This is a genomic window from Thioalkalivibrio sp. ALJ24 (assembly GCF_000377785.1).
Lineage (GTDB): Bacteria > Pseudomonadota > Gammaproteobacteria > Ectothiorhodospirales > Ectothiorhodospiraceae > Thioalkalivibrio.
Genome location: NZ_KB898724.1, coordinates 200,949 through 219,705, shown reverse-complemented (window position 1 = coordinate 219,705; position 18,757 = coordinate 200,949). Strand labels below are relative to the sequence as shown.

Genomic DNA, 18,757 nt, shown 5'->3' with positions numbered 1-18,757 from the left:
GCCCGCGCTCAGTCGCGCGGGCCGGAATGATTGGGAAAGCCCTGCTCGGCCAGCCAGTCCTCGGACAGCGTGCCACCGCCGTCCCCGGCTCCGGCGCCCGGATCCGCGGCGCGATCGCCCAGCATCAGGCGCTCCAGATAGCGGGCGATCAGGTCGACCTCCAGGTTCACGCGCGTCCCCGGCGCGTAGACCGAGAAGCGCGTCAGGTCCCGGGTATGCGGGATGATGTTGACCTCGAACTCGGCCCCCTCGACACGGTTCACCGTAAGGCTGGTGCCGTCGATGGTGATCGACCCCTTGGCGGCGATGTAGCGTGCCAGCGCCTCGGGTGCGCGGAACCGGACCCGGGTGGAACGGGCATCGGGCTCCATCGAGACCAGCTCGCCCACGCCGTCCACGTGACCGGAGACCAGATGACCGCCGAGCCGATCGCCCAGTGCCAGCGCGCGCTCCAGATTGACCCGGTCGCCGCGGCCCAGATCGCCCAGCGTGGTCACCTCCAGGGTTTCGCGGCTGACATCGGCAGTGAAGCCGTCTACCGAGAGATCGGTCACCGTCAGACAGACGCCGTTGACCGCGATCGAGTCCCCGAGGTGGGTGCCGGAGAGATCCAGCCCCGGCGCACTGACATGCAGCCGGCGGTCGCCGCCGCTCGGTGTCAGGGTGTCGAGGGTGCCGAGACTTTCGATGATGCCGGTGAACATGGCGCGGCCTGTCCGTGTGGAAATGCGGGGATCATAGCGAATTCGTGGCCTGGCGGGGGAATGCCCGCAGCCGCAGCGTCTCGCCCAGCCAGCGCGACTCGATGACCTCCAGCTCCGCGCGCTCGGCCATGCGCGCGATGTCCCAGTCCACCATCGGCCGCCCGCCGGAACCGAGCAGCACCGGCGCCTGGTAAACCAGCCACTCGTCCACCAGCCCGGCGCGGACCAGCGCGCCGGCCAGCCCCGGACCGGCCTCCACGTGCAGCTCGTTGATCTCGCGGGCATGCAGCTCCGCCAGCAGGGCGTGCAGATCCAGGTGCCCGGCGGCGTCCTCCTCCGCCTCCGGCACGGCGATCAGATCGGCCCCGCGCCCGCGCAGGGCATCCGCGGCCGGGCCCGCCGCCGCGGCTGCGCTGGTCAGGATCCAGGTGGGCGAACCCGCGAGGATGCGCGCGGTGGGCGGTGTGCGCAGGCCGGAATCCACGATCAGCCGCAATGGCTGGCGCACCGGCAGGTCGGCCAGCCGCTGCGATGCCGGCAACCCGGCCGCCGCGGCCAGATCCGCCGGACTGCGGCGCACGTTGAGCTGCGGGTCATCGGCCAGCACGGTGCCGCTGCCGGTGAGGATGGCCCCGGCCCGCGCGCGCCACAGCTGCACGTCGTTGCGTGCGGCCTCGCCGGTGATCCACTGCGACTCGCCCGAAGCCATCGCCGTGCGCCCGTCGAGCGAGATCGCGGTCTTCACGCGCACCCACGGACGCCCGTTCTCCATGCGCTGCACGAACCCGGGGTTGAGCGCCCGTGCCTCGGCCTCCAGCAGCCCGGTCTCCACCTCGATGCCGGCCGCGCGCAGACGCTCCGCCCCGCCCCCGCACACGCGTGGATCGGGATCGACCATGGCGATCACCACGCGCCCCACCCCGGCGGCGATCAGCGCCTCGGTGCAGGGCGGCGTGCGCCCGTGGTGGTTGCACGGCTCCAGGCTCACGTACACCGTCGCCCCGCGCGCGGCCTCCCCGGCCGCCTGCAGGGCGTTGACCTCGGCATGCGCCTCGCCGGCCCGCCAGTGCACGCCGGCCCCCACCTCGCGACCATCGCGCACGATCACGCACCCCACGCGCGGGTTGGGATCGGCGGTGAAACGGCCGCAGTCCGCCAGCATCAGCGCGCGGTGCATCCATTCACGGTCGGCGGCGTTCATCGGGATTCGTCGGTCGGATCGTGGGGCGGAGCGTCAGTCGAGGGACTTCCGGGGGGATCGGCCGCGCCATCCGCGGTGCGGGCCGACTCCTCGTCGATCAGACGCAGCTGGTGACGCCGCATCTCGGGGCTCAGGTCGTCCTCCAGGCGCTCGATGGCCTCGCGGAAGGACTGCACGCTGGCAAAGCTGAGATAGATGGAGGCAAACCGGATATAGGCGACATGGTCCAGCCCGTGCAGGGCTTCCAGGACCATCTCGCCTATACGGTCGGACTTGATTTCGGGGGCACTGGTACCGGCCAGACGGCGCTTGATGTCGTCGATGACGTGCTCCACGTCCTCGGTACGCACCGGGCGCTTGTGGAGCGCCCGGCGCAGACCGCTGCGCAGCTTCTCGTCATCGAAGGCGACCCGCTCGCCGCTGCGCTTGACCACCCGCGGCAGGCTGAATTCCGCCCGCTCGAAGGTGGTAAAGCGCTCGTGACACACGCGGCACTCCCGCCGCCGCCGGATCTGTTCCTGCTCGGGTCCGGCGACCCGGGAGTCGACCACGCGGGTGTCACTGGCACCGCAGGCCGGACAGCGCATCGCCCCGGTTTATTCGCCGGCGCCGTAGACCGGGAAGCGGCGGCAGATCTCCAGGACCTTGCCGCGGACGTCGTCGATCACCTGCTCGTTGTCCATGTTGTCCAGCACGTCGGCGATCCAGCCGGCCAGCTCGCGGGATTCGGACTCGGTGAAGCCGCGGGTGGTCAGGGCGGCGGTGCCGATGCGGATGCCGGAAGTCACGAACGGCGACTGCGGGTCGTTCGGCACCGCGTTCTTGTTGACCGTGATGTTGGCGCGGCCCAGGGCGGCGTCCGCATCCTTGCCGGTCATGCCCTTGGACACCAGGCTCAGCAGGAACAGGTGGTTGTCAGTGCCGCCGGAGACGATGTCGAAACCGCGCTCGACCAGCACCTCGGCCATCGCACGGGCGTTGGCGATCACCTGCTTCTGGTAGGTCTTGAAGTCCGGCTCCAGGGCCTCCTTGAACGCCACCGCCTTGCCGGCGATCACGTGCATCAGCGGGCCGCCCTGGGTCCCCGGGAAGATCAGCGACTGGAACTTCTTGTTCAGTTCCGGCTGGCCCTTGGAGATGATGAAACCGCCACGCGGCCCGCGCAGGGACTTGTGCGTGGTCGAGGTGACCACGTGGGCGTGGTCAATCGGGTTCGGGTATTCGCCGGCGGCGATCAGGCCGGAGACGTGGGCCATGTCCACCATGAGGTAGGCACCCACGGAATCGGCGATCTCGCGGAAGCGCTTCCAGTCGACCACGCGCGAGTAGGCGGAGAAACCGGCGACGATCATCTTCGGCTGGTGCTCGGTGGCCAGGCGCTGGACCTCGTCGTAGTCGATCAGGCCCTCGTCGGTGATGCCGTACTGCACCGCGTTGTAGATCTTGCCGGAGAAGTTCGGCTTGGCGCCGTGGGTCAGGTGACCGCCGGCGTCCAGGCTCATGCCCAGCACGGTATCATGCGGCTGCAGCAGGGCCATGTACACGGCCGCGTTGGCCTGCGAGCCGGAATGCGGCTGCACGTTGGCGTAATCGGCGCCGTAGAGCTGCTTGAGGCGGTCGATGGCCAGCTGCTCGACCACGTCGACGTGCTCGCAGCCACCGTAGTAGCGCTTGCCCGGGTAACCCTCGGCGTACTTGTTGGTCAGCACCGAGCCCTGCGCTTCCATCACGCGCGGGCTGGTGTAGTTCTCAGAGGCGATCAGCTCGATGTGCTCTTCCTGGCGCTGCGCCTCCTTGCGGATCGCGCTCCAGAGTTCGTCATCGTAGCCGTTGATGCTCATGTCGATCGAAAACATTCGGTGACTCCCGTTGGGTTCAAGGCAATTCGGGCGCGCAGCGGCCCGCCACAAGGCGTTCCGCCGGCCGCGGACGACGGCCGGAGGGTCGAGACCGGGCGGGGTACGGCGCCGGAAAGGTCCAATACCATACTGGATTCGGCCGGGATTTTCAGGGCCGCCCGCCGAACGCCCGGGCGAACGGGCTATTCATCCAGCCACTCGCGGCGCACCACCCAGGTCTCGGCGATGAAGTCGTGCAGGGCGCGGCGCTGCCGGGTGAAGGCCACCATCAGGTAGCCGATCATGAACAGCAGACCGGACAGGATCTCGGCGAAATGCCGCCCGGTCGCGCGGGCGAAGCTGATGCGCTCGCCGTGCCAGTCGACCACCCGCAGCCCCACCGCCATCTTCCCGATGGTCGCGCGGTACTGCGAGCTGTGCATGCCGGCGAAATAGAACCAGCCGACCAGCAGATTCACGAAGGTCCAGGCGGTGTCGGCATCGGTCCATTCCTCGGTATGCAGGGTCTCCGGACTGATCATCGCCTGGGCGACGGTCAGCGGGATGCCAAGCAGGACGCCGTCGATCAGCAGCGCCAGCACGCGCCGCCAGAATCCGCCAAAGGCCGCGCGATCCTGCGGCGGGCCGCCGGCCTGCGCACGCGCAGGATCCGCGGGCCCGCCGCTCATGGCCGGCGGAACGGAATCGTCCGGGGCGTCCTGACGGGACCCGGGCGGCTCCCCGCCCCGTCCGGGGTCCGGCTGCGCACCCGGGCCGCCAGCACCGCGCCCCGCGTCCTCCGCGGGGCCCTCCGACGGGCGCGCGGGCTCACCGGCACCAAAGTCCAGCGAGCGGCCGCAGGCCTTGCAGAAGGCCGCATCGTCGGGGTTCTCGGTTTCGCAGTGTGGACAGATCCGGGTCATGCATCGCTCCTTCGATGTCAGGTCAGAATGCCGCTGTCGGCCAGGCCGTCAAAGATGAACTGGACCGCCAGGGCGCTCAAAAGCACCCCCATGATGCGCGTGAGCACGTGCGCGCCGGTGATCCCCAGCCAGTGCTGGATGCGCACCGCGATCAGCAGGCACACCAGCGCCAGCACCATGATCGCGATCAGCGCGGCGATCACCACCGCCTGCGCCGCGGGATCCCCGCTGGCGCGGCTCATCATCAGGATGGCCGCGCCCATCGCACCGGGCCCGGCCAGCAGCGGCGTGGCCAGCGGGAACACCGAGAGGTCGGTACGCGAACGGGCCTCGCGGGTCTCGTCCGGAGTGGCCGAGACCCCGCCCGAGCTGCGCGCGAACACCATGTCGATGCCGATCAGCAGCAGGAGGATACCACCGGCGGTATACAGCGCCGGCAGCGTGATCCCCAGCAGTCCCAGCGCGGCCTCGCCGAACAGCGCGAACGGCAGCAGGATGGCGGTCGCCAGCAACGCGCCGCGCCAGGCCATCGCACGGCGCTGCGCCGGGTCCATGCCGCGGGTCAGCACCGCGAACACCACCGCCACGTCCACCGGACCGACGGTCACGAAAAAAGTGGTCAGGGCAACGATGCCCAGTTCCAGCATGCGGTGTTCTCCCGATCGCGGGGGATGAAGGTGTCAGTCCGGGCGCGTCATCAGCGCAACGCGCCGATCACGCAACACATTCAGTACAGGCGCCGGTTGGCGTGGCGTTCCCAGTAGTCGAACACCGCCCGCCCCTCCTCGGCCAGTTCCCGGCTCAACGGGAGGATACGCTGCTCCGGCGGGGCCACCAGCTCGTCACGGATCCGTTCATCATCGAAGCCGGCTTCGGCGGCATCCCGTGCCGAGGCGGCATACACCACCCGATCCAGCCGCGCCCAGCAGGCGGCCGCGCGGCACATCGGACAGGGTTCGCAGGAGACGTACAGGGTGGCCCCGTGCAGTCGGTGATCCTGGAGATAACGGCAGGCATCCCGGATCGCCGCCACCTCTGCGTGCGCAGTCGGATCCGCCCACGGGATCACGCGGTTGGCGCCACGACCGATCACGGTGCCGTCCTGCACGATCACCGCGCCGAACGGGCCGCCCCCGACCTCCACCGATTCGCGCGCCAGACGGATCGCTTCCCGCAGGAACACCCGATCATCGACGCCCGCCCCCACCGGCGAACCTCAGTCGTCCAGCAGCCGGCCCAGTACCTCGGCCGGCTCGACATAGCCGGCCATCATCTGGCCGTCACCGGTGAACAGCGCCGGGGTGCCCCGCACGCCCAGATCCCGGGCCAGCTGCATGTGTTCGTCCTGCGGGGTCGCACAGCTGCCATCGAGATCCGTCAATCGGTCGCCCTCCTTGGCCCGGTCCATCGCCTCCTGCCGGTCATCGGCGCACCAGGTGCGATTCATGATCTCGGGGGAGTCCTGCCCCAGCACCGGGAACATCAGATAGCGCACCTTGACCCCGGCCTCCAGGTATTCGGGCAGATCGGCGTGGATGTCGCGGCAGTACGGGCAGTTGGGATCGGTGAAGATGTTCAGCACCGCGCGGGTCTCGCCGTTCGGTTCGTACACCACCAGCTCGCTGTCATCGATGGCGCCGAACAGTTCGGCCCGGGCTCCGCCGGCCACCTGCTCGGTCAGGTTCTCGCGGGTCTCAAGGTCGATCATGTTGCCCTGGATCACGTACCGGCCGTCCTCGCTGACGTAGAAGACCTCGGTGCCGTAACGCACGGCCTTGATGCCGTCCAGCGGGGTGTCTTCGATGGCATCGATCTGCGCATCGGGGATGGCCCGCGACATCGCCTCTTCGATGGCCTCGCTGGCCTGAACGGTGGTACCGGCAGCCGCCAGGGCCACCGCAACGGGAAGAACACGCTTGAGGAACATGGATGTCTCGCTGATGGATCAAAAGGTGAATTGTAGGCCGGCGGCCGTCTCCGGGACAGACTCCGGCCGGAAACTAGCCGCGCGGATGGTGCTCGGCGTGCAATGCCTGGAGGCGCGCGCGCGCCACATGGGTGTAGATCTGCGTGGTGGACAGGCTGCTGTGACCCAGCAGCATCTGCACCACCCGCAGGTCGGCCCCGTGATCCAGCAGGTGGGTGGCGAACGCATGCCGCAGGGTATGTGGGGACAGCGCCGTATCGATACCGGCCTGCGCCGCGTGCGCCTTGATGCGATACCAGAAGGCCTGGCGCGTGAGCCCGCGACCGCGCCGGGTCACGAACACCGCCTCCACCGGGAGATGGCCCGCCATCAGCTCCGGCCGGGCACGGTCCAGATAGGCCCCCAGCCAGTCGGTGGCCAGCTCGCCCAGCGGCACCAGACGTTCGCGTCCGCCCTTGCCGGTGATGCGCACTACGCCCTGGCGCGGATTCACCGCGGTGGCCTCCAGTCCCACCAGCTCCGAAACCCGCAGCCCGGCGGCGTACATCATCTCCAGCATGGCCCGGTCGCGCAGGCCGACCGCGGTGTCGGTATCCGGCGCCGCCAGCAGCGCCTCTACCTGCGCCTCCGACAGGCTGGCCGGCAGCGGGCGCCCGGGTCGCGGGGGGTCGATCCCGGCCGAAGGATCATCCTCGCGTTCGCCGGCCTGCACCAGGAAACGATAGAACCGCCGGACCGAGGACAGCGCGCGGGCGACCGACCGTGGCCGCGCCCCGCCCTGCATCCGCGCCGCGACGAACGCCAGCAGGTCGGCATGCGTGGCGGTTTCCAGCGCGCCCCCGCGAGGTTCGAGAAACCCCGCCAGCGCGGTCAGGTCACGCCGGTAGGCGGCCAGGGTGCGATCGGCCAGCCCCTCCACCGACCACAGCTCGTCGAGGAACCGGTCCAGGACCGCGGGGGTCTCCGCGGGCGCCGCCACCTCGGGCGTTGCGGTGGTCACGGCGGACGGGGCGTGCCGAGGCCGCGATCAGGGATTGGCCGGGTCGTCGGGTGCGGGCCCGCGGCTGCTTCCCCGGGCGCCACCATCACCCTCCCCGTCGCCGACAGCCGTATCGCCGGTTACCCCGGAGGACGCGGCGCCCATGCCGGCCGCGGCCGCAGCGGCGTTCAGCGGGTTCTCCGGATTCTCCGCGCGGAACTTGCCGGCCAGGTTCTCGAACACCTTGGTCAGCTCCAGCGGCAGCGGGAAGAAGATGGTGTTGGCATGCCCGTTGGTGGACATGTCCGACATCGTCTGCATGTAGCGCAGCTGCAGCGCGGCCGGGCTGGCCTCCATGATCTGCGAGGCCTGCACCAGCTTCTCGGCCGCCTGCAGTTCGCCCTCGGCGTGGATGACCTTGGCGCGCCGTTCGCGCTCGGCCTCGGCCTGCCGCGCGATCGCGCGGATCATCGAGTCGTCCAGGTCAACGTGCTTGATCTCGACGTTGGTGACCTTGATGCCCCAGGCATCGGTCTGCGCATCGAGGATCCCCTGGATGTCGGAATTCAGCTTGTCACGTTCGGACAGCATTTCGTCCAGCTCGTGCTTGCCGAGCACCGAACGCAGCGTGGTCTGGGCGAGCTGACTGGTGGCGGCGTAGTAATCCTCGACCTGGATCACCGACTTGGCCGAATCCACCACGCGGAAATACAGCACTGCGTTGACCCGCACGGTCACGTTGTCCTGCGAGATCACGTCCTGGCTGGGCACGTCCAGCGTGATCACGCGCAGGTCGATGCGCACCATCTGCTGGATCCCGGGGATGACGATGATCAGGCCCGGTCCCTTCACCGACTGAAAGCGCCCGAGGAAGAACACCACGCCGCGTTCGTACTCCCGCAGCACGCGGATCGACATCGCAATGAGGGCGACGATGATCAGCAGCGGTACGATTATGAAACCGAGTTCGTTTTCCATGTTGCGCTCCCTCCCGCCTGGACGGCGGCTTTCTGCGTTTACGATCCGCCCGGACCGGGCCTATGGCGCGGACGTCTCCACCGGCTCCACGGTCAGGCGCAGGCCGTCGATGGCCTTCACCCGCACCGCCTGACCCTCGCGCACCGGGGCGGTGGTCTCGGCGGTCCACTGCTCGCTGTGGACCCACACCGGGCCGCGCACCTCGAAGTCCTCGCGGGCGTAGCCGAGCATGCCGATCATCTCCTCGTGGCCGGTGGCCGGCTTCTTGCCGCGCAGCTTGAACAGCCGACCCAGCACCCAGACCGACAGCAGGCCGATCGCGATCGCCGTGCCCACCACCAGCGGCAGTGCGACGTTCAGGTTGGGGTCATCCCACAGGATCACGGATCCGGTTATGAATGCCACGAGCCCTCCGATGCCCAGCGCGCCGAAACTGGGCACGAACGCCTCGGCGATCATGAAGATCATCCCCAGCAGCATCAGCGCCAGCCCGGCATAGTTGATCGGCATCACCTGCAGCGCGAAGAACGCGAGGATCAGCGCGATGGATCCAATCACACCCGGGTAGACCGCACCCGGATTCGCCAGTTCGAATATGATGCCGTAGATCCCGATCAGCATCAGGATATAGGCGATGTTGGGGTTGGTGATCAGCGACAGCAGCTCGGTGCGCCAGTCGGGATCCATGCGCACGATCTCGATGCCTTCGGTCACCAGCTCGCGTTCGCCCGACATCAGCTTCACGGTATGCCCGTCGAGCTGCGCCAGCAGATCGTCCAGGTTGTCGGCGACGAAATCGATGACGTTCTTTTCCAGCGCCGCGGTGGCGGTCAGGTTGGAGCCCTCGCGTACCGTCTCCTCGGCCCAGTCGGCATTGCGGTCGTAGCGCTCGGCCAGGCCGCGGATGTAGGACACCGCGTCCTCCAGCACCTTGCGCTCCATCGCATCGTCGCCGCGCCGGGGCTCGGGGTCATCCTCCAGCAGCTCCTCTTCGCTTGCCGGTTCGACGGCCTCCTCGCCGTTGTCCCGCTCCTCGTCGCCGTTCCCGTTCTCGTCCTCGTCCTCGTCTTCCGCTTCCTCGCGCAACTCGTCCAGGTCTTCCTCGTCCATGCCCGGCAGGCCGCCCCCGCCCATCTGCACCGGGGTGGCGGAGCCCAGATTGGTCGCCGGCGTCATCGCCGCGACATGCGAGCCGTACAGCATGTAGGTACCGGCACTCGCCGCACGGGCCCCGGACGGGTGCACATACGTCACCACCGGCACCTCGGATTGCAGGAATTCCCGGATGATGCTGCGCATGCTGGAGTCCAGCCCGCCCGGGGTATCCAGCTGCAGCACGACCATCTCGGCACCGCGCTCCTCGGCCGCCTCGATCCCGCGGCTGATGTAGTCTACGGTCGCCGGGCCGATGGCATCTTCCACGGTCAGTAACACCGCCTCTCGGTCCGCGGCATTGTCGGCACTGGCCAGCAGCGCGCCGGTCGCGCCGACCACCAGCAGGGTCAGCCACAGCAGCCAGCGGGCCATGGCCCCGCGTTGCTTACGGAATCGGATCATGGATCGCTGTCGTCCTCGTATCGTGTCCGCCACGCATGCTGCACCCTACAACATAGGCCATCGCACAACCGAACGCCCATGCCCCGAACAGCACACCCATCTCCCCCCGCTCCGCCCGCCGCCGCGGACACCGGACCACTGGGGGTCATCCTGGCCGGGGGCCAGGGCCGGCGCATGGGCGGCTGCAACAAGGCCTGGATCACCTGGCAGGACCGGCCGCTGATCGCGCATGCCATCGAACGCCTGCAGGGACAGGTCAACGACGTCGTCGTCAGCACCAATACCGAGATGGACCGTTGCCGACGGCTGGGGTTTCCCTGCGTGGCCGACGAATACCCCGACTACCGCGGCCCGCTCGCCGGGGTTGCCGCCGCCGGGGCCGCCCGCCCCGGACGCGACCTGCTGTGCCTGCCGGTGGACGCCCCGCTGGCCCCCGGCGATCTCGCCCGTCGCCTGCAGGCGGCGCGGGCCGAACACGCTGCCCCCGCCGCGATGGCCCACGACGGCCAGCGCCTGCAGCCGCTGTTCCTGCTGCTGGGTGCCGGACTGGTGCCCGCCCTGCGCGCCGCGGTCGCCGAGGGCCCGGTGGCGGCCGGCGCCTGGCTGCGCGAATACGGGGCGATCACCGCCGATTTCTCCGACAACCCGGGGGCCTTCGTGAACCTCAACACTCCCGAGGACCTCGCCGCCGCGGGCCCGGCAGGCCCGTGACGGGAAGGTGAACATGTACATGGAGGCCTGTTTCCCTACACTGCGGAACTGGATTTTCGGACGGCGCCGGCAGGGAGATGCATCATGACGGACAGGATAGATGGGATCCCCCGCATCGGTTTTGCGGGGACCAGCGGCTCGGGCAAGACCACGCTGCTGAAGCAGCTGATTCCGGAGCTGCGCAATCGCGGGCTGCGCCCGGCGGTGATCAAGCATGCCCACCATGCCTTCGACGTCGACAAGCCGGGCAAGGACAGTTACGAGCTGCGGCATGCGGGCGCGGATCAGACCCTGGTGGCCTCGTCCCGGCGCTACGCGCTGATGGTCGAGACCCCCGAGGTCGAGGAAGGCACGACCCCGGATCTGGACGCGCTGTGCGCGAAACTGGACCCGGCGCGCTCGGATCTGATCCTGGTGGAGGGCTTCAAACACGCGGACCTGCCCCGCATCGAGGTCTACCGCACGGCCAACGAGAAGCCGCCGCTGTATCCCGACACGCCGGGGATTATCGCGGTGGCCACGGATGCCGACGGCCTGCCGTTCCACGGCCCGGTGCTGGCGCTGGACAGCCCCTCGCCGGTGGCGGATTTCATCATCGAACACCTGTCCCTTTACTCATTGCTGAACGGATGACCATGGAGAACCGGATGAACGCGGCCGGCTGTGACGAATTCGACCCCGCGGCCCTGACCGTGGAACAGGCGCGCGCCGCCGTGCTGCACGCCTGTCAGGCGGTGGCCGATACCCGTACCCGCAGCCTGGAGACCGCCACCGGTCGGGTGCTGGCCCGCGACGTACACGCCCGGCTGGACGTCCCGCCAGCACGGGTCTCGGCGATGGACGGCTACGCCCTGCGCGCCGCCGATGCCCGCGAGGCCGGCACGCGCCTGCGCCGGGTCGGTCAGGCGGCCGCCGGGCACCCGTGGGACGAGCCGCTGCCGCCCGGCGGCTGCGTGCGCATCATGACCGGGGCCGTGGTCCCGGACGAGGCCGACACCGTGGTCATGCAGGAACACGTGACGGTGGATGGCGACATGGTGCAGTTCGACCGCCCGGCCCCCGAGGACGCGAACATCCGCGGTCCCGGCGAGGATACCCGCAGCGGCGAACGGCTCTACCCTGCCGGACAGGTCCTGGGTCCGGCCGAGATCGGCGTGCTCGCCAGCCAGGGCATCGGCGAGGTCGAGGTCCTGCGCAAGCCGCGCGTGGTGTTCTTCTCCACGGGCGACGAGCTGGTGCCGGTGGACGAACCGCTGGAACCCGGGCAGATCCACGACAGCAACCGGCACATGCTGCGTTCCCTCTTGTCGCGCTACGCGGTGAAGGCCGAGGACTACGGCATCATCCGCGACGACGAAGAAGCAGTGCGCGAGGCGCTGGAGCGCGCCGGCCGCGAGGCCGACCTGATCCTGACCACCGGCGGGGTGTCGGTGGGCGATGCCGACCATGTCACCCGCATCCTGCAGCAGCGCGGCGAGGTCGGCTTCTGGAAGATCGCGATGAAGCCGGGGCGTCCGCTGGCCTTCGGCCGCTTCGGCCAGGCCCGTTTTGTCGGGCTGCCGGGCAATCCGGTCTCGGCGATGGCGACCTTCGGCCTGTTCGTCGGCCCGGCGCTGCGCGCGCTGGCCGGACTGCCGGTCGCCGAACCACGCACCCTGCGCGCGCGTCTGAGCGAGGACCTGCGCAAACGCCCGGGGCGTACGGATTACCAGCGGGCGATCCTCGAGACCGAGGACGGCGTGGACGTGGTGCGCAGTGCCGGCGGCCAGGGCTCGCACCAGCTGAGCGCGATGAGCCGGGCGAATGCGTTCGTGGTACTGCCGCGGGAGGCGGACGGCGCCCGCGCCGGGGAGTGGGTGGAGGTACTGCCGTTCAACGAGCTCTACTGAGCACGCCGCCGGTTTCAGGGCCCGAGTTCAGGGCCCGAGTTCAATTTCCCGGGGTCAATTGCCCGGGTCGTCCTCGCCCGGCGGCTCGGCGACCATCGCCGCGAATTCGCGCTCCAGCAATGCCTCGTCGCCCAGATTGAGTTCCACCAGGCGCCGCAGGTGACCGGCCGACTCCAGCGGCATGGCGGCGATCTCCAGCCCCAGCCGCTCGCCCTGCTGCCAGCGCACCGTGCCCTCGAACGCGATGCCCGCCTCGTCACTGAGCGGGATGTCGACCTGACCGGGCGTGCCCGGGGCGAGCGGTTCCAGTCCCTCGCACTCCACCAGCACCCCGCGCAGCGAGATGTCGAGCACGCGCACCGGGCAAGCCCGGCCATCCAGCTCGAGCCGGCCCGGAAATTCGAGCGGGATACGTTGAAACCGTCGCGACATATCGCAAGACTACGCAATCTTCCGCGCAGTGACCAGCGAGATCCCATGAACGACACCGCCTCCCCCGAACGCGATACCCGACCCGTCGGCCTGCTGCTGCGTTTCGGTGCCCTGCTCTACGATTCCCTGCTGGTGCTGGCCATCTGGCTGGTGCTGGGGCTGGTGACCCTGCCGCTGTGGAACATGGCGGGCGTGTTCTTCTGGCAGGTCCAGCTCGCGCTCAACGTGTTTGCCGCCTGGGCCTTCTTCTACGGCTTCTGGCTGCGCACCGGCCAGACCCTCGGGATGCAGACCTGGAACCTGGTGGTGCGCAGCGAGGAGGGGTATCGCATCTCGCCCTGGCAGGCCACGATGCGCTTTCTGGTGGGAATCTCGCAGTGGATGGTCATCCTGATGGCGATCCATCTGGCACGCGAGCACGGCGACTGGATGACCGCGCTGATGACGGCGCTGGGGATCCTTGCGCTGGGTGCCAGCGCCCTGCACCCGCGGCGCTGGATGCTGCACGACTGGCTCTCGTCCACGGAGCTGGCCCGTACGCGCCCGCTCAAGCGTCCGCGCTGGAAGGAGCGCGAGGAAACCGGCGCGGGCGACTGACCGCGCCGACCGGATCGCCGGGATCGCCCGGATCGCCCGCGTTCAGGCGCGGCTCAGCGCCCCAGCCACAGCCCCAGGTCCTTCAGGCCGTCGGCGATGCCCTCGGCCATGCGCGCGTAGCCCTCGGCGTTCGGGTGGATGCGATCGGCGCGCAGGGCATCGTCGTTCAGCACCTCCGCCAGCACCCCCTCGATCAGTGGCACGTCCTCCTCGCGCGCGAGTTCGCGATAGATCGCGTCGTCACTCAGCCGCCCGGTGGCGGCCCCCAGGGCCGAGGCCTCCGGCACGCCGATCAGCAGCGGCTGCGCCCCGTGGTCGCGCACGTACCCGATCAGTGCCCGCAGGTCCTCTTTCACGTCCGCCGGCTCGCGCCCGCGCAGGAAGTCGTTGCCGCCCAGCTCGAGGATGACCAGATCCGGGTCATGTGCAGCCAAGCTGTCCTCGATGCGCCCGCGCGCGGTGTCGGCGCGGTCACCGGGTTCCCCGTCGTTGATCATGGTCCAGCCGGTAATCGCCTCCAGACGGCTCGGAAAATCCTCGCCATCGCCGGCGCCGGTGCCGTGGGTCACGCTGTCGCCGAACACCAGCACCGTGGCCGAACGCGGCAACGGATCGAGGTCGGTGGGCCCGGCCCCGCCGCAGGCGGCCAGCAGTCCGGCTACCAGCAGAAGCCACAGGAATTGCCCCGCGCCCCCGGTCCGGGACAGTCTTCCGCCTGCTCTCATTACGTCGTTCTCCGGTCGTCGATGCTCCGCGTCACATCATGCCACGCGCCGCAGCCCCAGCAGCCCCGCGACCAGGAACAGCAGCACCGGCACACTGGCCGCCAGCACCGGCGGCAGCGCGAACACCAGTCCGACATGGGTCATCGCCCGCATCACGATCGCGAACGACACCCCGATCGCGATCCCCACGAACAGCCGGCGTCCGGCCCCGCCCTCTCGCTGCGACCCGAACAGGAACGGGATCGCCAGCAGCAGCATCACCCAGGTCGAGGCCGGCAGGGTCAGGCGCTGCCAGAAGGCCACCTCGTAGGGCGCGGAATCCAGGCGGTTTTCCTGCAGGTACTGTATGTAACGATGAAGATCGCGCGCCCCCATCTGCGCGGGTTCCACCACCAGCACCGAGAAGTATTCCGGGGCGATCAGACGCTCCACGCGTTCCTCATCGGCATGTTCCGTCACCACCCCGTCGAAATCCGGGCGCGAGCGTTCCACGTCCTCCAGCCACCACTCGCCGTCCACGTGGCGCGCACCCGCAGCCCGGGTGATCTCGCGCGGGCGCCGATCCTCGCCCAGTTCGATCACGCGCACGCCCGCGAGCCGGTCATCCGGCAGCACGGCCTCGGCATGCACGATGCGCCGCCCGTCGCGCGCCCACAGCCCCATCGAGCCGACGCTCAGTTCGCGGTCGAAAGCGGTCGCCTTGAGGCTCTGCGCGCGGTTCTCCGCCACCGGCGCAACGAACTCGCCGATCGCGACCATCACCAGCACCACGATCAGCCCGCCCTGCATCACCCACGAGACGAAGCGACCGAGGGTCATCCCGGCGGCGCGCATCGCCGTCAGCTCGCTGCCCGCCGCCAGGTTGCCCAGCAGCAGCAGCCCGCCGAGCAGGGCCGCCGGCGGCATCATCTCGTACATCCGCCGCGGCAGCGTCAGCGCCACGTACATCAGCGCCTGCGCCACGCCGTAATCGCCGCGGCCGATGTCCCGCAGCTCGTCGATCAGCGCGAATACCGCATCCAGCGCGACCAGCAGCAGCACCGCCAGCGCGGTCCCCAGCAGCACCTGGCGGATGATGTAGCGCCCCAGCACCGTGGTCATGCCGGATCCCCCACCGGCGGGCCGGCACCCCGGCGCGGCCGGCGCAGCAGGCCCTTGCGCCAGGCCAGCAGCAGCCACAGCGCAAGCATCGCGCCGTGCGCCCACCACAGCCCCACGGCCAGGGGCACCTGGCCGTCCGCCAGTTGCCCCTGGCCCAGGATCAGGAAGTTGGCGTACAGCACGTACACCCCGATCGCCGCGGGGATGCGCGCGTAGCGCCCGCTGCGCGGCGGCACCAGCGACAGCGGCAGGGCGATCAGCGTCAGGACCACGATCGACAGCGGCATGGCAAAGCGCCACTCCAGTTCGGCACGCACCTCGTGGTCGTCCCGCTCGGCCCACAGCTCCGGCGTGGAGTGCGCCTCCAGGCTGCGCCGCTCGGCGCCCGGGTCGGGCTCGGTGATCTGCGTGCGCAGGCGCTCGAATTCCAGCATGCGAAAGGCCCCGCTGCCCGGAGTGCCGACGTAGCGGTAACCGTCCTCCAGCACCAGGAAGCCGCTGCCCTCGGCCCCGGGATCGGGGATCGCGCGCGCGGCCACCGTGACCTGCGCCTCGCCGTCCACCTCGCGGTAGATGAAGACCTCCTCCAGCGCCTCGCGGTCATCGCTCAGGCGCTCGGCGAAGAACACCTGCTCCCCCACGCGCGACTCCAGGAACTGCCCCGGCGCGATCCCCACCAGGTCCGACCGCTGGTCGGCCAGATCGCGCATGCGGTCCACCTCGCCCTCGGTCCAGGGCACCACGGTGTTCATCAGCGCCGCCAGCAGGATGGCCGCAGGTCCGGCCACCAGGAACAGGGCGCGATACAGCGCGGCGAACGACATCCCGCCCGACTGCAGCGCGATCAGTTCGCTGTCGCGCTGCATCCGGCCGAGCACCAGCATGAACCCCAGAAACAGCGCCACCGGCCACAGGTAGACGATGCCCTTGAACGCGCCGAAGCCCACCAGCGCCGGCAGGAAATCCGCCGGCACGCTGCCCTCGGCCACGTCCTGCAGCACGCGCGCGAGCACCCCGCCGACGATCACCAGCAGCAGCACCAAGGTGACCGCCGCCTGGGTCACCAGGAGTTCGCGCGCAACGAAGCGCTCGGCCCGGCGCAGGATCATGCGCGGCCCGTATCCACGCCGTCGGTGTGCATAGTGCGCCCCGGCGGCGCGCTGGTAGTATCACTGGAGATCATTCATCTTCATTCCGCGAGGCGCCCATGCAATTCTCCGTCACCACCTCCACCGTCGACAAACCCCGCGCCGGGATCCGTGCCGCCGCCGTCAGCCACCGGCGCAAGCCGGCCCCGGGCGCGCAGGCCCTGGACGCGGCCCGCGACGGCGATCTCGCGGCCCTGCTCAAGGCCGGCGAGATGGACGGTGACGCCGGGTCGCGCCTGCTGGTGCCCGGCACCGGACGCAAGGGTTCCGCGCTGCTGGTCGGCCTGGGCGCGAAGAAGGACTACGACGCCCGCGCCGCGCGCAAGGCCTGCCAGGCCCTCGCCGGCGCGCTGGTGGAGCGCCCGGCCGACAGCGCGGTGATTGCGGTGGAGGACTTCGTCCCGCGCGGCAAGGACATCGCCTGGACCGTACAGACCTTGGTGACCGCCCTCGGCGACGCCGCCTACCGCTTCTTCGAGTTCAAGGGCAAGGAAGAGACCCGCCCGGTCAAGCTCGAAAAGGTCCAGCTCGCCGTGGACCGCGGCCACGCCGATGCGGCGAAGAAGGCCTGCAGCGAGGCCGCGGCCATCGTCACCGGCATGAACCGGGCGAAGGACCTGGGCAACACCCCGCCCAACGTCTGCCATCCCGAATCCCTCGCCGACACCGCCTGCCGGCTCGCCGAACAGTATGACCATCTCGAGACCACCGTGCTCGACGAACACGAACTGGAGGCCCTGGGCGCCGGGGCCATCCTCGCCGTCGGCCGGGGATCCGAGCGCCCGCCGCGCCTGATCGCGATGGAGTACCGCGGCGGCAACAAGGACGATGCCCCGGTAGTGTTCGTCGGCAAGGGCATCACCTTCGACACCGGCGGCATCTCGCTCAAGCCGGGCGCCGAGATGGACGAGATGAAATACGACATGTGCGGCGCCGCCAGCGTGTTCGGGGTCATCGAGGCGGTATGCGAACTGGGCCTGCCGATCAACGTGGTCGGCGTGGTCACCAGCGCCGAGAACATGCCGGACGGCCGCGCCACCCGGCCCGGGGACATCATCCACACCCTGTCCGGGCAGACCGTCGAGATCCTCAACACCGACGCCGAGGGCCGTCTGGTGCTGGCCGATGCCCTGACCTGGGTGGAGCGCTACAAGCCGAAGGCGGTGATCGACATCGCCACCCTCACCGGCGCCTGCATCATCGCCCTCGGGCATCAGGGCGCCGCACTGCTGGGCAACGACGACCGTCTGGTCAAACGGCTGCAACAGGCCGGCGAGGAAACCGGCGACCGCGGCTGGCAGCTGCCGTTGTGGCCGGAGTACCAGGAACAGCTCAAGAGCAACTTCGCCGACATGGCCAATATCGGCGGCCGCCCGGCGGGTACCATCACCGCCGGCTGCTTCCTGTCACGCTACACCGAGGACTACAACTGGGCGCACGTCGACATCGCCGGGGTGGCCTGGAAGAGCGGCAAGGAAAAGGGCGCGACCGGCCGCCCGGTCCCGATGCTGATGCAGTACCTGCTGGATCAGGCCTGAGGGAGGCCGGCGCATGACCCGCGTCACCTTCTACCTGCTGCAGGACGCCCGTCCTGACGCGCGCCTGCGCCTGGCCTGCAAGCTGGCCGAGAAGGCCTCGCGCCAGGGCCACCGGGTGCACGTGCACACCGGGGATCCGGCCCTGACGCAGAGCCTGGACGAATGGCTGTGGACCTTCCGCGACACCGCCTTCCTGCCGCACGCCACCGAAGTGGACACCCCCGACGTGCCGGTGACCCTGCACGATTCCCGCGCCCCGACCACCCACTGCGACGTGCTGGTCAATCTGGCCGCCGAGGTCCCCGAATACTGCGGACGCTTCGAGCGCGTGGCCGACATCGTCGGCGGCGACGACACCGGCCGCGCCGCCGGTCGCGCCCGCTGGCGCTACTTCCGCGACCGCGGCTATCCGCTGGAACATCACGCCCTGTGAGTCCCGCCTGCGTCGTGAGCCGGGGCTCCGCCCGGGCCCCGCGTCGATCCCGCAGACTTCCCGGGCAAACGGGCAT

At 69.7% G+C, this 18,757-nt stretch carries 21 protein-coding genes and 1 pseudogene; 6 read left to right on the top strand and 16 right to left on the bottom strand.

The window, feature by feature from the left end; all coding sequences use genetic code 11:
- Nucleotides 1–8: 8 nt before the first annotated feature.
- The 12 genes and pseudogenes from D571_RS0101015 to D571_RS0100965 form a co-directional block, all read right to left on the bottom strand.
- Nucleotides 9–704 (bottom strand): riboflavin synthase, encoded by a 696-nt coding sequence (locus D571_RS0101015; protein ID WP_018934815.1) that lies wholly within the window; start codon nucleotides 702–704, stop codon nucleotides 9–11.
- A 31-nt stretch (nucleotides 705–735) separates the two neighbouring features.
- A complete protein-coding gene (gene ribD, locus D571_RS0101010; protein WP_018934814.1) occupies nucleotides 736–1,905 on the bottom strand; it encodes a bifunctional diaminohydroxyphosphoribosylaminopyrimidine deaminase/5-amino-6-(5-phosphoribosylamino)uracil reductase RibD in 1,170 nt (389 codons plus the stop codon).
- Nucleotides 1,902–2,492 (bottom strand): transcriptional regulator NrdR, encoded by a 591-nt coding sequence (gene nrdR, locus D571_RS0101005; protein ID WP_018934813.1) that lies wholly within the window; start codon nucleotides 2,490–2,492, stop codon nucleotides 1,902–1,904. The genes ribD and nrdR overlap by 4 nt, the downstream gene beginning before the upstream one ends.
- Nucleotides 2,493–2,501: 9 nt before the next feature.
- Complete coding sequence (gene glyA, locus D571_RS0101000) at nucleotides 2,502–3,761, bottom strand: serine hydroxymethyltransferase (RefSeq protein WP_018934812.1); 1,260 nt, start codon at nucleotides 3,759–3,761, stop codon at nucleotides 2,502–2,504.
- A gap of 185 nt (nucleotides 3,762–3,946) precedes the next feature.
- On the bottom strand, nucleotides 3,947–4,432 hold the full coding sequence (locus D571_RS0100995) for an RDD family protein (RefSeq protein ID WP_232196922.1): 486 nt from the start codon (nucleotides 4,430–4,432) through the stop codon (nucleotides 3,947–3,949).
- 159 nt (nucleotides 4,433–4,591) lie between these two features.
- A pseudogene (locus D571_RS14525) lies at nucleotides 4,592–4,666 on the bottom strand (zinc-ribbon domain-containing protein); the annotation flags it as partial.
- A gap of 17 nt (nucleotides 4,667–4,683) precedes the next feature.
- The gene (locus D571_RS0100990) at nucleotides 4,684–5,313 is read right to left on the bottom strand and encodes a MarC family protein (protein ID WP_018934810.1); all 630 of its coding nucleotides are present in this window, start codon (nucleotides 5,311–5,313) and stop codon (nucleotides 4,684–4,686) included.
- Between the two features lie 80 nt (nucleotides 5,314–5,393).
- The gene (locus D571_RS0100985; protein ID WP_018934809.1) at nucleotides 5,394–5,873 is read right to left on the bottom strand and encodes a nucleoside deaminase; all 480 of its coding nucleotides are present in this window, start codon (nucleotides 5,871–5,873) and stop codon (nucleotides 5,394–5,396) included.
- A gap of 9 nt (nucleotides 5,874–5,882) precedes the next feature.
- Nucleotides 5,883–6,593 (bottom strand): DsbC family protein, encoded by a 711-nt coding sequence (locus D571_RS0100980; protein ID WP_018934808.1) that lies wholly within the window; start codon nucleotides 6,591–6,593, stop codon nucleotides 5,883–5,885.
- A gap of 73 nt (nucleotides 6,594–6,666) precedes the next feature.
- Entirely contained in the window at nucleotides 6,667–7,593 is a 927-nt protein-coding gene (xerD, locus tag D571_RS0100975) for a site-specific tyrosine recombinase XerD (protein ID WP_018934807.1), read from the bottom strand.
- Between the two features lie 27 nt (nucleotides 7,594–7,620).
- On the bottom strand, nucleotides 7,621–8,550 hold the full coding sequence (locus D571_RS0100970; RefSeq protein ID WP_018934806.1) for a slipin family protein: 930 nt from the start codon (nucleotides 8,548–8,550) through the stop codon (nucleotides 7,621–7,623).
- A 60-nt stretch (nucleotides 8,551–8,610) separates the two neighbouring features.
- A complete protein-coding gene (locus D571_RS0100965; RefSeq protein WP_026287470.1) occupies nucleotides 8,611–10,107 on the bottom strand; it encodes a nodulation protein NfeD in 1,497 nt (498 codons plus the stop codon).
- Nucleotides 10,108–10,185: 78 nt separating this feature from the next.
- Between D571_RS0100965 and mobA the strand changes: the two genes are divergently transcribed.
- The 3 genes from mobA to glp all read left to right on the top strand — a co-directional run bounded on the left by mobA (nucleotide 10,186) and on the right by glp (nucleotide 12,707).
- On the top strand, nucleotides 10,186–10,818 hold the full coding sequence (gene mobA / locus D571_RS0100960; protein ID WP_038046552.1) for a molybdenum cofactor guanylyltransferase MobA: 633 nt from the start codon (nucleotides 10,186–10,188) through the stop codon (nucleotides 10,816–10,818).
- Between the two features lie 84 nt (nucleotides 10,819–10,902).
- Nucleotides 10,903–11,451, top strand: coding sequence for a molybdopterin-guanine dinucleotide biosynthesis protein B (mobB, locus tag D571_RS0100955; protein WP_018934803.1), 549 nt, complete (start codon nucleotides 10,903–10,905; stop codon nucleotides 11,449–11,451).
- A 14-nt stretch (nucleotides 11,452–11,465) separates the two neighbouring features.
- Entirely contained in the window at nucleotides 11,466–12,707 is a 1,242-nt protein-coding gene (gene glp, locus D571_RS0100950; protein ID WP_026287468.1) for a gephyrin-like molybdotransferase Glp, read from the top strand.
- Nucleotides 12,708–12,761: 54 nt separating this feature from the next.
- Here the strand turns inward: glp and D571_RS0100945 are convergent, their stop codons facing one another.
- A complete protein-coding gene (locus D571_RS0100945; protein WP_026287467.1) occupies nucleotides 12,762–13,139 on the bottom strand; it encodes a PilZ domain-containing protein in 378 nt (125 codons plus the stop codon).
- Nucleotides 13,140–13,184: 45 nt separating this feature from the next.
- On the opposite strand from D571_RS0100945, the gene D571_RS0100940 reads away from it, so the two are divergent.
- Nucleotides 13,185–13,736, top strand: coding sequence for an RDD family protein (locus D571_RS0100940; RefSeq protein ID WP_018934800.1), 552 nt, complete (start codon nucleotides 13,185–13,187; stop codon nucleotides 13,734–13,736).
- 53 nt (nucleotides 13,737–13,789) lie between these two features.
- Here D571_RS0100940 and D571_RS0100935 read toward each other — a convergent pair whose 3' ends face one another.
- From D571_RS0100935 to lptF, 3 genes are read right to left on the bottom strand one after another with little or no spacing between them, the layout of a single operon-like run.
- Entirely contained in the window at nucleotides 13,790–14,461 is a 672-nt protein-coding gene (locus D571_RS0100935; protein ID WP_018934799.1) for a GDSL-type esterase/lipase family protein, read from the bottom strand.
- 36 nt (nucleotides 14,462–14,497) lie between these two features.
- Nucleotides 14,498–15,562: an LPS export ABC transporter permease LptG gene (gene lptG, locus D571_RS0100930; RefSeq protein WP_018934798.1), complete on the bottom strand. Its 1,065-nt coding sequence runs from the start codon at nucleotides 15,560–15,562 to the stop codon at nucleotides 14,498–14,500.
- Nucleotides 15,559–16,671 (bottom strand): LPS export ABC transporter permease LptF, encoded by a 1,113-nt coding sequence (gene lptF / locus D571_RS0100925; RefSeq protein ID WP_018934797.1) that lies wholly within the window; start codon nucleotides 16,669–16,671, stop codon nucleotides 15,559–15,561. Before lptF ends, lptG begins: the two co-directional genes overlap by 4 nt.
- 98 nt (nucleotides 16,672–16,769) lie before the next feature.
- Between lptF and D571_RS0100920 the strand changes: the two genes are divergently transcribed.
- Together D571_RS0100920 and D571_RS0100915 are read left to right on the top strand one after the other, a co-directional pair.
- Nucleotides 16,770–18,248 carry a leucyl aminopeptidase gene (locus D571_RS0100920; protein WP_018934796.1) on the top strand — a complete coding sequence of 493 codons (1,479 nt, stop codon included), beginning with the start codon at nucleotides 16,770–16,772 and terminating at the stop codon, nucleotides 18,246–18,248.
- Nucleotides 18,249–18,261: 13 nt separating this feature from the next.
- The gene (locus D571_RS0100915) at nucleotides 18,262–18,681 is read left to right on the top strand and encodes a DNA polymerase III subunit chi (protein ID WP_018934795.1); all 420 of its coding nucleotides are present in this window, start codon (nucleotides 18,262–18,264) and stop codon (nucleotides 18,679–18,681) included.
- Nucleotides 18,682–18,757: the final 76 nt, after the last annotated feature.